Source organism: Tardiphaga sp. OK246, assembly GCF_900188215.1.
In the GTDB taxonomy this organism is placed as follows: Bacteria; Pseudomonadota; Alphaproteobacteria; order Rhizobiales; family Xanthobacteraceae; genus Tardiphaga; species Tardiphaga robiniae.
Map to the genome: position 1 here is coordinate 40,108 of NZ_FZOX01000007.1, position 15,100 is coordinate 55,207.

The following is a 15,100-nucleotide window of genomic DNA, read 5'->3' on the forward strand; positions in this document are numbered from 1 at the left end:
GGGGCTCAACGAGCCCGCATAAACCCGCATGCGTGCACCGAACCGAGAATTCCGGAGAGCAGATCAATCGACTTCATGCAGACTCTCCCTCGGGTTCGAGCAATGGATAATGATTTTATAGATGTGCCGCCGACTTTTGGCAACATGATGGCCGGCTTCAATCGCTGATTGGCGATAGAACTGCTCGAGCCGCTCTAGCTTTTTGTTTTGACGCGTTTTCTTGACGCGAACCGGCATCCACTTCGCTCGAAAACGCTCTAGTGTCCGCCGCCTGCAGCCGCGGGATTGCTGGGCTTGTTCAGCAGCATCACCATGAGGCTGAGACCGACATAGAACACCGACAGCGCGAAGAACGCATCGCCAAAGCTCATCACGACGGCCTGACGATGCACGATCTGCGACAGCTGTTTCATGGCCATCCGCGAGGCGTCACCCATACCCTGGAACTTCTGGGTGAACATGTTGAGCATCTCGACCGCCTGCGCATTGCCCCAAGTCACCTTGTCGTGCAGCCGGGTGATGTGGAAGTCGGTGCGGTGATCGAGCACGGTATTGATCAGCGCGAGGCCGAGTGCGCCGCCAAGATTGCGCGTCAGGTTGAACAGGCCGGAAGCGTTCTTCAGCATCTGCGGCGCCAGCGTGCCGAGCGCAATGTTGTTGATCGGCACCATGGCCATCATCATGCCGATGCCGCGCAGGATTTGCGGCAGCAGCAATTCGTAGAAATCGAAATCGCGCGTCACCCAGGTCATCTGCCAGGTGCCGGCAGCGAACAGCACCAATCCCGCCATGATGAGATAGCGCATGTCGATTTTCTGCATCAGACGCGCCACCAGCGGCGCCGTCAGGAACATCGCAACGCCCGAGACGAACATGGTCTCGCCGATCATCAGCGCGCTGTAGCCGCGGATCTCGGCGAGATACCGCGGATAGAGATAGGTCAGGCCGTAGAGCCCAATGCCGACGCAGAACGAGAACAGACAGCCCAGCGCGAAATTGCGATCCGTGAAGGCACGGATGTCGACGATCGGTTCTTTCGCCGTCAACACGCGCCAGAAAAATGCGATGGCCGACAGCAGGCAGATGACCGCGAAGATCGCAATCGACGTGTCCTGGAACCAGTCGTTACGCGGCCCCTCTTCCAGCACATATTCCAGCGAACCGAGGAAACCCGCCATGAAGCCGAGGCCCCACCAGTCGAAATGATCGAGCAGTTCGAAATGCGGCTCGTCGAAATCCACCAGCGCGAGCACGCCGATGGTGATGCCGATGCCCGGCACCACATTGATGAAGAACAGCCAGTGCCAGGACAGCGCATCGGTGATGTAGCCGCCCACCGTCGGGCCGATGGTCGGCGCCAGCGTCGCGACGAGGCCGATGATCGGGCCGACGATGTGGAATTTGGAGCGCGGAAACACCGTATAGGCCGAGGCGAACACCGTCGGGATCATGCCGGCGCCAAGGAAGCCCTGGATCGCGCGCCACAGGATCATCTGCTCGATCGACGAGGTGAAGCCGCACATCAGGCTGGCGAAGGTGAATCCGGCGGCGGAGATGGCGAACAACAAGCGTGTGCCGAGCGCGCGCGAGAGGAAACCGGACAGCGGGATCGCGATCACTTCCGCGATCAGATAGGCCGTCTGCACCCAGGAGACTTCGCTGGACGACGCGGACAATCCGGCCTGGATTTCAGACAGCGATGCCGAGACGATCTGGATGTCCAGGATCGACATGAACATGCCGAACACCATGATCAGAAACGCGATCAGGCGTTTCGGCGCGACATAGTCCGCAGCCGGAGCGGCCGGCGGTGCGCCTGACACGGTGGTTGTCGTGGACATCTGCTTGTCCTGACTTAGCGCGCGGGTTCTGCACCCGGCTTGGTGTTGACGCGGACATAGACCGACATGCCGGCGCGCAGCAGGTTTTCCTTGGCGACGTCAGCCGGCACCCTGAGGCGCACAGGCACGCGCTGCACGATCTTGGTGAAGTTGCCGGTGGCGTTATCCGGCGGCAGCAGCGTGAACACCGAGCCTGCGGCTGGCGCGAGGCTCTCCACCGTGCCTTCGATGGCGCGGCTGCTATCGGCGTCGAGCTCGATCGAGACCGGCTGGCCCGGCTTCAGGCGGCGCAGCTGCGTCTCCTTGAAATTGGCATCGATATAGACGTCGTTGAGCGGCACGACATTGCCGAGACGCTGGCCGGCGCTGATGAAATCGCCGGTCGAAACGAGACGGTTGGAGAAGATGCCATCCACCGGCGACTTCACGGTGGTGAAGTCGAGGTCGCGTTCGGCCTTGTCCAGCGCGCTCTGCAATTCGGCGAGCTGCGCGCGGGCTTCGTTCTGCTGCGCCTTCGTCACTTCGACGCTGCTCTTGGCTGCATCGACGGAGGCCTTCGCAGCCTTGACGGCAGCCGAGGTCTGATCACGGTTCGACTGCGAGGTCTCGTAGACCGAGCGCGAGGCAAAACCCTGCTTGCTCAGCGTTTCCTGACGGTCGAATTCAAGCGAGGCGCGATTGGCAGCCGCATCGGCCGACGCAAGCTGGGCCTGCGCCTGCTCGACAGCGCTTTCCTGCGCGCCGACCTGACGGCCGATCCGTTCGATAGTGGCCTTCTGGGTGTCGATCTTGCGCTTGGCGGCATCGACAGCGATGCGATAGTCGCCGTCGTCGATCCTGAAGATCACCTCGCCGGCCTTCACCGCCACGTTGTCGCCCGGCAGGATCTGCGCGATGTGGCCCGATACGCGCGCACCCAGCGTGGTGTTGCTGGCGCGGACATAGGCGTCGTCGGTCGAAACGATGAAGCGGCCGACCAGATAATAGTTCACGCCATAATAGACGCCTGCGACGGCGAGCAGCGCACCGACACCGAGCAGCACTTTTTTCTTCTTGCCGGATTTTGGAGCAGCGGTCTGCGCGGTCGCGGCCGGTGCTGCTGTGGCGGGTTGTTCAGGTGCGGGTGCATCCGCAGGACCGCGGGCTGCGGGTTCATCCGCTGCGGGCGACACAACGCGCACCGGCGCGCTGTCAGCCTCGCCTTCGGGGCGAATGATACGGGCAGCCTGGTCGCGTGGTCCGGCCATTCCGGCCTCCTCAAACGTGAGAATGCGGACACCATCGGACATGCCGGGTCCCCGCTTGCTGCGGCAATATGTAAATTGACCGAACGGTTCGGTCAAGATAGAGTTTGGTCAGTTCATCACGATTTCGCGTTATTCCGGTTTCATCGCGGGCGATATCCCGCTGATTTATCGAACAGGCTGAACGAATGGTTGCCTCCCACCCTGCCCCCCTCTCGCCCGTAGGCGAGGAAGACAGCGCCAAGCGCCGCCAAATTCTCGACGGTGCGCGAAAAGTCTTCCTGGATCTGGGCTTCGACGGCGCCAGCATGGGCGAGATCGCGCGTGCCGCCGGCGTCTCCAAGGGCACGCTCTACGTCTATTTCACCGACAAGAGCGCGCTGTTTGAGTCGATCGTCGAGCAGGAGAAGCTCGAGCAGGGCAAAGCTGTCTTCAATCTCGATCCGGAACGCGATGCGGTGACCACGCTCGGCGAGTTCGGCCGCGCCTATATCCAGTTGCTGTGTCGGCCCGGCGGCGGCTCGGCGATCCGTACCGTGATGGCGATCGCGGAGCGCATGCCCGATGTCGGCAAACGCTTTTATGAAGCGGTGTTGGCACACGCGATCCGGCAGGTCGCGACCTATCTCGATGCCCGCGTCGCTGCGAAGGAATTGGCGATCACTGATACCGAGCTATCCGCCGCGCAATTCATGATGTCCTGCCAGGCGACGCTGTTTCAGCCCTTCATCTTCCAGGCCAAGCCGACACCCACGGCCGCGGAGATCGACAAGGTCGTCGACAGCGCTGTGCGGATGTTCCTTGCGGCCTACCGCATCTGACAAGCCGGCCTATTCGTTCTCGTAGAAGTCCTCGTCATCAGGCGATTTGCGCGTCGACTTCTTGGCCGTGCGCCCGATCGAGCCGGTCACGCCGCCGTAGTCATTGTTGTTGCGCCCGGCATAGGGATTGCGACTTTGCGCGCGAGCGGCAACCTCCTCGCCCGACACGGCCGCCGGCTGGCAGATCACCGGGCGCTTGGGCCGACGCATCAGATCCACGTGAATGTGATCGTAGTGATAGACGTTGGAGCCCGGCGCCAGCACGGTGTTGAAGACCTGGCACGCGCCGCCCTGGATATCGCGCAGGAACCCCTGCTCTTCCGGCATGCCCTTCCAGCCTGCCTTCACCGAGACACTGCGACCATCGGCGAGCACAAAAGCGGAGATATCGAGCGCGTTGCCGAACGCATGTTCGGAAATATGCGCGCGCGAATTGCCGTTCATGCCACGGCACGAATAGGCAGAGATCTGCTTGATCTCGGCGACGCGGACGCCGAACCAGCGCATCGCCGCCGGCTGCACGGACTCCGCGAGCCACTTGTCGAGTGCCGAGACGATCGGACAGGCCAGCGTCGCCGTCGGTTTCACGACGACGGGGCCAACCGAGCCCGTGACATTGCCCTGTCCCGGTCCAAGACGCTGCGGAGCATAATCCTGCGGCGGCTGGCTCTGCTGCACACCAGAACTGTAACGGCCGTAAGGCGCGCGCGGCTGCTCTTGCTGCGGCGCGCGCATTGTCTGCGGCGAACCTTCCGGCGGCAGTTCGATTTCGTCTTCATTGTCCGGCGGCACGCCCGGCGCGTTCAGCGAGATCGGGCCGCTGTTGCTGGCAGCGCCGCCATAGGACGGCTGCTGCGGCGCGGCAGCTTGCGGATAGGAATTCGGATAGCTGCTGGCGGGACGCGCCATGGTCTGTGGCTGCTGCTGCACCGGCCAACGTGGCTGGCTTGCACCGCTGATGCCGCCAGGCGGCCGCAAGGTTTCATCGGCAAAACCATAGCTGCTGCTGGCCTCGCCAAGAGCTGCGACCTTCAAGGGAAATTCTGCGCCGCAGACGCCGGGCCCGGAAATCGGGTTGATCCGAACGAGATCAGCCCCCTCTTTCACCGTGCCGGATTTGAGACATGCGACTTCTGCCTCGGCACGCCATGGTTCGCGTTCCTGGGTCTGAAACAGACCGCGTCCGCAACCCGCAAGCGATACAAGGACGACGGAGCCGACGAGATACAAACGAACTCTGCGCGTCATTCGCGCAAGGTGGTCGAAATGTTTTAAAGACTCTTCAACGCATTGAATTCACGTTTGATTTACCATGTTGCCGACGCTCGTACCGCTACGGCCGCAGTTGGTCGACTTCCTTCTCTTTTCTGCGGGAACGGACCGCCAGCTTTCGCGTTACTCCGCGCGACAACGTCAAAGGGAGGGTTCCCATGACTATGTTCGGCCAACTGAGCGTTGTGGCCGCCTATGCGGCAATCGCCTTCGTCGGCGCTATCGTATTTGGCGTGCTGTAGAGCCCTAATCCCATAAAGCTTTCTCACCTATGGCGTCCGCTCTCCCGAGCGGGCGCTTTTTGCTGTTGTGACCTGCCAATAGCCGATTGACAGTTTGACGCAGGCCGGGGCCTGATGCCCCCGTTGCGAGCGCTTGCGCGTGGACCGGGATGACCGCCCGCGCAGTAGACCAGCGCCGAATTCAGAAGTCAGGAAACGCTTATGCGCAAATTCTTTGCCGCAACCATTGCGGCTGTATCACTCGCCGCTGCACTTGCAGCCCCCGCTGCAGCGCAAACCCCGATCAAGATCATGGTTGGCGGTATCGACAAGCAGATCTATCTGCCGGCGAAACTCGCGGCGCAGCTCGGATTCTTCAAGGAACAGGGGCTCGACGTCGAGCTCTTCAACTCCACCTCCGGCTCGCAGGCAGCGACCGCCCTGCTCGCCCGCGAAGTGCAAGGCGTGGTCGGCTTCTACGATCACACCATCGACCTGCAATCCAAGGGCAAATTCATCACCTCAGTGGTGCAATTCGCGATCGCGCCGGGCGAAGTCGTGCTGGTGAAGGCCGCCGATGCGGACAAGCTGAAGGATCCCGCCAACTGGAAGGGTCAGGCGCTCGGCGTCACCGGCCTCGGCTCTGCCACCGACTTCCTGACCCGCGCGCTCGCCGCCAAAGCGGGGCTGAAGATGCAGGACTACACGCTGGTGCCAGTCGGCGCTGGCGATACGTTCCTGGCTTCCATGCAGCAGGGCAAGATCGTCTCCGGCATGACGACGGAGCCGACGGTGGCGCGTGCGGTGAAGAACGGCACGGCCAAAGTCGGCATCGATCTGCGGACGCCGGAAAGCACCCGCGCTGCGCTCGGCGGCGATTATCCGGCCGCGTGTCTCTATATGGACCGCGCCTGGATGGAAGCGAACAAGGAGACGGCACAGAAGGTCGTCAATGCCTTCGTGAAGACGCTGAAGTGGATGAATACCCACTCGCCCGAAGAGATCGCAGCTCAAATGCCGAAGGACTATTATGCCGGCGAGCTCGACCTCTATGTGCAGGGTCTGCGCGAAGGCAAGCCGCAGTATTCGGTCGACGGCATGATGCCTGCTGGTGCGCCGGAATCGGTGCTGAGCGTGCTGAACAGCTTCTCGCCCAACCTCAAGGGCAAGACCATCGACCTGGCCAAGACCTACACCACGGATTTCGTGGTCAAAGCCAACGCGACGAACTGAGGCCCTTCTCCCCTCCCCCTTGCGGGGGAGGGCCGGGGGTGGGGGTAGCCACAAGGGACGTCACTTGTGGACCCCCCTCCCCGACCCTCCCCCGCAAGGGGGGAGGGAGCAGAACGAACGCGCTTTACCCGCCGACTTCAACAACGACTCTGATGATAAAGCGAATGCAATCATGAATGCCCCCGCACCCTCCGCCGTCGCGCTGAAGAACGTCGCGCGCCGCTTCGTCACGCCTTCGGGTGACGTTCTCTCCGCGCTGGAGGATTTCGACCTCAGCATTGCGCCCGGCGAATTCATGGCCGTGGTGGGCCCGACCGGCTGCGGCAAGTCGACGACGCTCGGGCTGATCGCCGGCCTCGCCCGCCCGCAAGGCGGCGAGGTCACATTGTTCGATGCGCCGGTGACCGGTGTCGATCGCCGCGTCGGCTTCGTGTTCCAGCAGGATGCAGTGTTTCCGTGGCGCGACGTGCTCGGCAATGTCATGGCTGGGCCGCTGTTTCGCGGCATCCCGAAAGACAAGGCGGAAGCCACCGCGCGTGACTGGATCATTCGTGTCGGCCTGAAGGGCTTCGAACATCACCATCCGCATCAGCTCTCCGGCGGTATGCGCAAGCGCGTGGCGCTGGCGCAGACCTTCATCAACAATCCGCAGGTCCTCTTGATGGACGAGCCGTTCTCCGCGCTCGACGTGCAGACCCGCGAGCTGATGCAGGAGGAATTGCTGCAGCTCTGGGCGCAGGCGAAATCGGCGGTGCTGTTCGTCACTCACGATCTCGACGAAGCCATCCTGCTCGCCGACCGCGTCGCGGTGCTGACTACACGACCGGCGCGCGTGAAGTCCGTCCACACCATCGACCTGCCGCGTCCACGCGATGTCGCGACGCTGCGCTACGACGAACGCTTCATCGCCATTGCCCGCAAGATCTCTGACGACCTGCGCGAGGAAGTATTGCGCGCACGGGCGGGACATTGACATGACCGAGACAACAGTGACCGCCCCCCTCGCCGCCGACGGCCGCATCGAGACCGCCGTGCAGCGCCTGCGCCGCCATCAGCGCCTGGTGCTGGCGCTGCGGCTTGCCGTTCTCGTATTCCTGATCGGCGGCTGGGAATTCGGCGTCCGCCTCGGCGTGATCGATCCGTTCTTCTTCGGCCAGCCCTCCGGCATCGTCACCAAGCTGATCGACTGGACCGAGAACGGCACCTCCATCGGCCCGCTGTGGAAGCAGATCTGGGTGACGATCTACGAGGCCGGCGCCGGCTTCCTGATCGGCTCCGCCATGGGCATCCTGTGCGGCATCGCGCTCGGGCGTAACCAGCTCCTGTCAGACGTGTTCTCGATCTACATCAAGGTCGCGAATTCGATCCCGCGCGTCGTGCTCGGCTCGATCTTCATCGTGGCCCTCGGCCTTGGTGCGGCATCGAAGATCGCACTGGCCGTCGTGATGGTGTTCTTCGTGGTGTTCGCCAACGCCTTCCAGGGCGTGCGCGAGGCCGACAAGAATTTGATCGCGAATGCACGCATCCTCGGCGCCAGCAACTGGCAAATGACCCGCGCGGTGGTGCTGCCTTCGGCGCTGTCCTGGATTCTCGCCAGCCTGCATGTCTCGTTCGGCTTCGCGCTGGTCGGTGCCATCGTCGGAGAGTTTTTGGGCGCCCGCGAAGGCATGGGCCTGCTGATCGCGACCGCACAGGGCTCGTTCGATTCCAACGGCGTGTTCGCCGCGATGATCGTTATCGCGATCGTGGCGCTGCTGGCCGAATGGATCCTGACCATGATCGAAAACCGGCTGCTGACCTGGCGCCCGGATACCACCGTTAACGAGTGACCACTGAAGCCCGGCGCGCTTGATTCAAATCAGCGCGCCGGCGGTCATTCCCGGTGCAACAATGTTGTCCGCCTCCCCCCGCGACGACACATTTCCCCGCCGCGACGAAACCGTTTTGCAGAATTGACGCAAATCTCCTGAAACGGCCGCTGGGTACATCTCCTGCCAACGAGGCGCCGAACGGGCGCTCATTTACAGGCGCTCAAACGGAGATTCCCATGATCACCCTCGCTTCTTTCGAACGAAAAATTCGCCGTGCTGCTGTCGCAATCGGCGCGCTCCTTGCCGGCGCATTCTCCTTTGCCCATCCGGCAGCCGCAACGCCGCTGCCGCTGTTTCCGTTCTTCATGGCGCCGCCGGTCCAGAGCGAGCCTGCGCCCTATGTGCAGTCGCCGCAGATGGATGACGAGCGCTCTGCCATCGAACAGCCCGCGCGCTTCAGGCGGCAGATCGTCAACTATCCGACCCGCGAGGCCGCCGGCACGATCATCGTCGATACGCCGAACACCTATCTGTATTACGTGCTCGGCAACGGTCAGGCGCTCCGCTACGGCATCGGCGTTGGCCGCGATGGTTTCACATGGTCCGGTGTACAAACCGTGACTCGCAAGGCCGAATGGCCGGCATGGACCCCGCCCGCTGAAATGATCGCACGCCAGCCCTATCTGCCGCGCCACATGGCCGGCGGTCCCGGCAACCCGCTCGGCGCCCGCGCCATGTATCTCGGCGGCACCATCTATCGCATCCACGGCACCAATATGCCGGAGACCATCGGCACGCAGGTGTCGTCCGGCTGCATCCGCCTCACCAATCAGGACGTGTCTGATCTGTATTCCCGCGTCACCGTCGGCACCAAGGTCGTCGTGCTCCCGATGGATCGCCGTGCAGACAGCGCAAGCGGCAAGCGTGGCTAATCTGAGGCGCGGCTCCTAACTGGCGCGCGTCACCACAGCATTGTAATGTCCCCGCGTTTTCGAGCGGGGACATCATGCGTCTGAAACCAATTCTCATCGGCGCGGTGCTGGTCGCCGTCTTTTTCGTGGTCGCACTCAAGGTGATGGACTATGTGGCTCCGCGCGGCGCTGGCTCGGCGCCGGTGCTGGTCGCATTGCCGCCACTGCCACCCTCACCCGCACGCAGTTCAAGCATCATCGCGCCGGTCGCCATTGCACTCACCGCGATCCGCGATGCCGCAGACCGCGGCGCACCGCGCAGCTTCAACGGCACGGCTGACAATCCCGTACAGCAATTGCTGCAGGATGCCGATATCAAGTGGACCGCCGCACGCGGTCCTATCGCGGCGACCGGCGCGCAGGACACGCTGACCATGTCCGCGCCGCTGACCGGCGCGCTCAATGTCACCGGCGCCATCTCGACGAATGTGCGCGATGCGCTGGGCGGCGCGCTCGGCAACCTGCTTGGCGGCAATGTGGCCAAGCAACTTGGCAACATCAACATCAAGAACGTCAATGCCAATGCGGAAATCCGCGGCAATGTGGTGGTCTCGGCGCAGCCCCGGCTGACCCCGAACTGGCGGATCGACCCGAACCTGACCGCGCAGGTGACACTCGGCGATACCAATGTCGCGGTCGCCGGTGCCCGCATCAATGTGCCCGCGCAGGTCAAGCCGATGATCGACAATGCGGTCAACGAGCAGATCATCGCCTTGCAGCAGCGCCTGCGCAACGATCCCGCTTTCGAACAGAATGCCCGGCGTGAATGGGCCAAACTCTGCCGGTCAATCCCGCTGCAAGGTGCGAGCGCATTGCAAAACCTGTTCATCGAACTGAAGCCGACGCGTGCCGTCGCCGCCCAGCCGCGCATCGATGCCAGCAATTTGACGCTGACACTCGGCGTCGAGGCCGAAACACGCGTGACCTCAACACAGACACAGCCAAATTGTCCGTTTCCTGCCACACTCGCCATCGTGCCGCCCGGCCCCGGCAAACTCAGCATCGGTGTGCCCGTGGACATGCCTTTCACTGAACTGAACAAGATCATCGAGGCGCAGCTCGTCGGCAAGACATTCCCGGAAGACAATTCCGGCGCGGTCGCAGTGACGGTGAAGAAGGCAACTGTCTCTGCATCCGGCGACCGCCTGCTCATCTCGTTGCTGGTGAATGCCAAGGAGAAGCAGAGCTGGTTCGGTCTTGGCGGCGAAGCAACCGTCCATGTCTGGGGCAAGCCTGCGCTCGATCAGGCGGCACAGACGCTACGCTTTACCGATCTGGAACTTGCCGTTGAATCAGAAGCGGCCTTCGGCCTGCTCGGTGCGGCAGCACGTGCAGCCATGCCATTGCTACAGAAGACGCTGGCCGAACGTGCAACCATCGATCTGAAGCCCTTTGCCTCGAACGCGCAAAAGAAGATCGCCGCCGTCATCGCCGATTTCCAGAAGAACGAAAACGGCATCCGGGTCGGCGCCGAGATCAGCAGCCTCCGCCTCGGCGGGATCGCCTTCGATTCCAAAACACTCCGGGTGATCGCGGAGGCCGATGGCGCCATCAATGTGAATGTGACGGCGTTGCCGGGGCTGTAGATTCAACGCGATGACGTGGTGAAGAGCGCACCCGCAAAACGGGCACGCTCTTATCGTCAGCCTACTGGTTCTTGGCTCGCGTTGTCACAACGTGACGCAAAAAGGCCTTACATCGCATACTTGAACTCAGGCATCGCCTTCAATTGATCCTTGCTGGCACCGCTGAGCACGGCATGGTCGGGGTACCAGGGATTCGCCTTGGCGGCTGCGGGAGCTGCACCCGAGGTGGCTGCACCCGTGGTCATGCCGCTTGGCGGCGAGGTCGACTTCATGCCCGATGAACCGCCAGTTGCAGACGCCATTGTTGCGACCGGCTCGTTCACGAATTTGATCTTGTCATAAGGCACGGCGATTAGGCGTTCGCCGACACCGAGGAAACCACCGACGCCAATCACCACCGCCTTGATGTTCCCCTGCTTGTCGGTCAGGAGATCGTTGATCGAGCCGAGGCTCTCATTGGCTTCGTTATATACGCTCAGACCGACCACCTTCGATGTACGCCAGTTGCCATTGAACGTCGTATCAGATGCGGTGACCGGCGCAGCTGCCGGGGCTGTGGTTGTCGTAGTTGCGCTCGGGCTCTGCGCGAAAGCTGCGGTTGCCAGCAACGCCGAACCAACAATACCAGCCGTCATGTATTTCTTGAACATATGTTCCTCCTGTCGTTGTGGGTCGTCCAAAAGCAACGCGGAGGTACAATGACTGTTCCGGTTCCACCGAAATTGGTCGTTAGAATTCACCCCAATAGGGTGCGACGCCGTAGTGGCGATGCAGCGCTTCTTCCTGCGACCTGTCGACCCAGTCGAACTCGCGTTTCTCGGTGAATGACGGCGCGCTGCGCAATTCCTCTTCGCTGATATCAAGTTGATACGCGTCGAGCGTGCGATTGAAGGTCAGCCGCGCCCAAGGCAGCGGCAGCAGATTCGAGCCGAGACCGAGAAAGCCGCCGAAGCTCAGAATCGCGTAGGACACTTTGCCGCTGATCTTGTCGATCATCAGACGTTCGATATGACCGATGCGTTCGCCATTCGGACGTCGTACCGCCGTTCCCTCGATCCGGTCGCTCGCAATCAGGCTATGCGGCTTCGTCATGACGTCGGGAGTCATTGTCGCCTCCATAAAATCAATTGAAGGGGTAACAATGCCCGGACGTGTTCCTTGTTCCGGCAATAGCGCGAAAGTGACCTGCACAAAAGAAACCACCACCTTTCCCTTGCGGGAAAGATGGTGGCGTCAGCCTGGTCGTAAGCGTCGCGGTCTTCGTATCAGGTCTGGTAGTCGATCAGCAGGGCGGTGAATGACGCCTTGCTGCTGGATGCTGTAGCGCTGGTGCCGCTCGCGCTGTAGGAGCTTGAAGACGAGGCCTCCAGCGATTGCTTCAGCGAGTCCAGGAACTGCTTCATGATATCGGAGATACTGGTCGCACTGTCCGTATCATCGGTACTGTCGGTACTATCGGCGCTATCCGACGGCGGTGGGCCGCCGGGTCCACCGCCAGGAGGTGGACCACCGGCACCGCGAGCGCCGCCTGCTCCACCCGGACCGCCATCGGCGAAGGCCGACTGGAACACGCCCTGCAATTCGGTGGCCTGGTCCGAGGTCAGCTTGCCGCTGGACACCTGGGCACTGATGAGATCGTCGATCTTCGATTTCATCTCGTCCGGCGACGGCCGGCTGCCGCTGCTCTGGCTCGAACGGTCGGCCTGCAGCGACGAGTCGATATCGGTTAAAGCAGAGGACAGCGCATCCTGATCGCCGCTGCTGATCTTTCCGGAGGAAAGCTCGGCCTGCAGCTCCTGCTGCAGTTTCTGAAGGGGGGATTGGTAGGAACTGCTGGACGCGGCCGAGATAGAGGTCATGATCTGCTCCAAGGTGCTTGCTTAGTGCTCGCAACTTGCGGTTAACCTTCTTAACGAGGTCTTGTTATTGCCTTGCTGACATGTTGCGGTTTGTTGCGCCTCAGCCACCAGCAATAGTCCGAAACAAAAAACTTCTGCAGCCCGCGCCGATCCCGGCCAAAAGAGTTCGCATGGCAAACGTACCGAACATCCTGGTCGTAGAAGACGACCGCGAAACCCGTACGCTGATCGCGAAGTATCTGCGTACCAATTCCTGCAACGTCACCACCGCTGCCGACGGGCGCGAGATGGAAAAGGTGATGGCCGACACCCGTGTCGACCTGCTGATCCTCGACGTGATGCTACCCGGCGAAGACGGCCTCAGCCTGTGCCGCAAGGTCCGTGCCGAGTCGCAACTGCCGATCATCATGCTGACGGCGCGCGGCGAAGACGTGGACCGCATCCTCGGCCTCGAAATGGGCGCCGACGACTACCTGCCAAAGCCCTTCAATCCGCGCGAATTGCTGGCACGCATCAATGCAGTGCTGCGCCGACAGGCCACGGCGCTCAATGCCAGCGCCACGCCGAACGCCACGGCGCTGTCATTCGCCGGCTGGCAGATCGACCTGCGCCTGCGCGAATTGCGCAATCCCGAAGGCGCGCGCGTCGCCATGACCTCGGCCGAATTCGATCTGCTGCGTGCCTTTGTCGAGCGCTCCGGCCGCGTGCTGTCGCGCGACAGCCTGCTCGATCTCACGCAAGGCCGCAGCGCCGGATCGTTCGAACGCAGCATCGACGTGCTGGTCAGCCGTATCCGCCGCAAGATCGAGATCGACCCGCAGGACGCGCAAATGATCAAGACGGTGCGTTCGGGCGGCTACATGTTCACGCCGACGGTGGAAGCGGTCGCGACGGCGACGACCAACTAGTTTCATCGAGATGTTCAGCGTCCTCAATCTGCGTCGGATCAGCGGCCAGATCACCGCCCTGGTGGTGATGTCGATCGTGGCTATCCACATCGTTCTCTCGCTGCTGTTCACGCTGATGCGGCCGGACCCGAATGATCAGGAGCGGGATCGTGGCCACGGCGAGTTGATCGCGATCGTTCGCTTGCTGAAGGCGACACCGATTGCCGATCGCCGGGAACTTCTGGTCAATCTGAAAAACGCCTTTCCCAAATTCGACATCCGGCCAGTCCCTCGGGATGCAACGATCACAACCGACGATGGCCCCGACTATCCGCGTCACAGCTTACGCCGGCTGCTTGGTTCCGACGCGCGACTGCTGACGATCGGTGGCGCGCCGGACCGGATCGGGGTCACCCTCCCGGACGGCGACATGTTCTCCTTCAGTAGTCTACCGGAGCGACGACCAGGCTTCTTTCTGGGCGGTCCTTGGGTTCTGACGTTTCTGTTCGTGGTGATCAGCCTGACGCTGCTGGGCCTGTGGGCGGCCCGCATGCTGTCCGCGCCGCTTTCGGCCTTTGCCAAGGCAGCAGAAGAGTTCAGCCTGAACGGCTCGGCTGAGCCCCTGCCCGAGCGCGGCCCCGAAGAAATTCGCTCGGTGGCACGCGCGCTGAACCGGATGCGCGAGCGCATCGGCACGCTAATTGACGACCGCACCAAGATGCTCGCCGCCATCAGCCATGATTTGCGTACGCCGATTACGCGGCTGCGTCTCCGTTCGGAATTCATCGAGGACGACGGCCATCGCCGCCACATGCTGCGTGACCTCGATCAGATGCGATCGATGCTCGAAGCCGTGCTGTCATTCCTGCGCAACGACCGTCGGCTGGAAGAGATGACGCTGACGGATATCGCCACAACCCTGCAGCTGATCGCCGACCAGTTTGCCGACATCGGGCATATGGTGACCTATCAGGGCCCGTCCCACGCCATGGCGATGGCCCGGCCCGACGATCTCCATCGCGCAGTGACCAACCTGGTCGAGAACGCCGTGAAGTTCGGCTCGGAAGCGAATATCTCTCTGACGATGTCCGAGGGCGGCGCCATCATCGACGTCACCGATGACGGTCCTGGCATTTCGGACGCACAAAAGAGCGCGATGCTGCAGCCCTTCGTACGCGGCGACTACGCCCGCAACATGGATCATGAAGCTGCCGGCTTCGGCCTCGGCCTGTCGATCGCCCGCGCCGTAACGTTGGCCCATGGCGGCGAATTGACACTGCTGGATCGCCAGCCGCGTGGCCTGATCGTCCGCATCACGCTGCCGGCACGCGATACGGACAGAGCCGCAGCGTAG

Annotated in this window: 14 protein-coding genes; 8 read left to right on the forward strand and 6 right to left on the reverse strand. The window is 62.3% G+C overall.

What is annotated here, in order from left to right:
* Positions 1-257 precede the first annotated feature (257 nt).
* Both CHC01_RS26480 and CHC01_RS26485 read right to left on the reverse strand, forming a co-directional pair.
* A complete protein-coding gene (locus CHC01_RS26480) occupies positions 258-1,841 on the reverse strand; it encodes a DHA2 family efflux MFS transporter permease subunit (RefSeq protein WP_089267357.1) in 1,584 nt (527 codons plus the stop codon).
* 14 nt (positions 1,842-1,855) lie between these two features.
* Entirely contained in the window at positions 1,856-3,088 is a 1,233-nt protein-coding gene (locus CHC01_RS26485; protein ID WP_089267573.1) for an HlyD family secretion protein, read from the reverse strand.
* A 185-nt stretch (positions 3,089-3,273) separates the two neighbouring features.
* Between CHC01_RS26485 and CHC01_RS26490 the strand changes: the two genes are divergently transcribed.
* Positions 3,274-3,906 (forward strand): TetR/AcrR family transcriptional regulator, encoded by a 633-nt coding sequence (locus tag CHC01_RS26490; RefSeq protein ID WP_089267358.1) that lies wholly within the window; start codon positions 3,274-3,276, stop codon positions 3,904-3,906.
* A 9-nt stretch (positions 3,907-3,915) separates the two neighbouring features.
* Here the strand turns inward: CHC01_RS26490 and CHC01_RS26495 are convergent, their stop codons facing one another.
* Entirely contained in the window at positions 3,916-5,154 is a 1,239-nt protein-coding gene (locus CHC01_RS26495) for an extensin-like domain-containing protein (protein ID WP_089267359.1), read from the reverse strand.
* Positions 5,155-5,621: 467 nt separating this feature from the next.
* Here CHC01_RS26495 and CHC01_RS26500 point away from each other — a divergent pair, with 467 nt between their 5' ends.
* From CHC01_RS26500 to CHC01_RS26520, 5 genes are all read left to right on the forward strand, one after another.
* Positions 5,622-6,632: an ABC transporter substrate-binding protein gene (locus CHC01_RS26500; protein WP_089267360.1), complete on the forward strand. Its 1,011-nt coding sequence runs from the start codon at positions 5,622-5,624 to the stop codon at positions 6,630-6,632.
* A 172-nt stretch (positions 6,633-6,804) separates the two neighbouring features.
* Positions 6,805-7,605 (forward strand): ABC transporter ATP-binding protein, encoded by an 801-nt coding sequence (locus tag CHC01_RS26505; protein WP_089267361.1) that lies wholly within the window; start codon positions 6,805-6,807, stop codon positions 7,603-7,605.
* A 1-nt stretch (position 7,606) separates the two neighbouring features.
* The gene (locus CHC01_RS26510; protein ID WP_089267362.1) at positions 7,607-8,461 is read left to right on the forward strand and encodes an ABC transporter permease; all 855 of its coding nucleotides are present in this window, start codon (positions 7,607-7,609) and stop codon (positions 8,459-8,461) included.
* 218 nt (positions 8,462-8,679) lie between these two features.
* Complete coding sequence (locus CHC01_RS26515) at positions 8,680-9,375, forward strand: L,D-transpeptidase (RefSeq protein ID WP_089267363.1); 696 nt, start codon at positions 8,680-8,682, stop codon at positions 9,373-9,375.
* A gap of 74 nt (positions 9,376-9,449) precedes the next feature.
* A complete protein-coding gene (locus CHC01_RS26520) occupies positions 9,450-11,000 on the forward strand; it encodes a DUF4403 family protein (RefSeq protein ID WP_089267364.1) in 1,551 nt (516 codons plus the stop codon).
* A 107-nt stretch (positions 11,001-11,107) separates the two neighbouring features.
* Here CHC01_RS26520 and CHC01_RS26525 read toward each other — a convergent pair whose 3' ends face one another.
* The 3 genes from CHC01_RS26525 to CHC01_RS26535 all read right to left on the reverse strand — a co-directional run bounded on the left by CHC01_RS26525 (position 11,108) and on the right by CHC01_RS26535 (position 12,859).
* The gene (locus CHC01_RS26525; RefSeq protein WP_089267365.1) at positions 11,108-11,650 is read right to left on the reverse strand and encodes a PRC-barrel domain-containing protein; all 543 of its coding nucleotides are present in this window, start codon (positions 11,648-11,650) and stop codon (positions 11,108-11,110) included.
* 79 nt (positions 11,651-11,729) lie between these two features.
* The gene (locus tag CHC01_RS26530) at positions 11,730-12,107 is read right to left on the reverse strand and encodes a PRC-barrel domain-containing protein (RefSeq protein WP_089267574.1); all 378 of its coding nucleotides are present in this window, start codon (positions 12,105-12,107) and stop codon (positions 11,730-11,732) included.
* 158 nt (positions 12,108-12,265) lie between these two features.
* Entirely contained in the window at positions 12,266-12,859 is a 594-nt protein-coding gene (locus CHC01_RS26535; protein ID WP_089267575.1) for a hypothetical protein, read from the reverse strand.
* 170 nt (positions 12,860-13,029) lie between these two features.
* On the opposite strand from CHC01_RS26535, the gene CHC01_RS26540 reads away from it, so the two are divergent.
* Both CHC01_RS26540 and CHC01_RS26545 read left to right on the forward strand, forming a co-directional pair.
* On the forward strand, positions 13,030-13,767 hold the full coding sequence (locus CHC01_RS26540) for a response regulator (RefSeq protein WP_089267366.1): 738 nt from the start codon (positions 13,030-13,032) through the stop codon (positions 13,765-13,767).
* A gap of 10 nt (positions 13,768-13,777) precedes the next feature.
* Positions 13,778-15,100, forward strand: coding sequence for an ATP-binding protein (locus tag CHC01_RS26545; protein ID WP_089267367.1), 1,323 nt, complete (start codon positions 13,778-13,780; stop codon positions 15,098-15,100).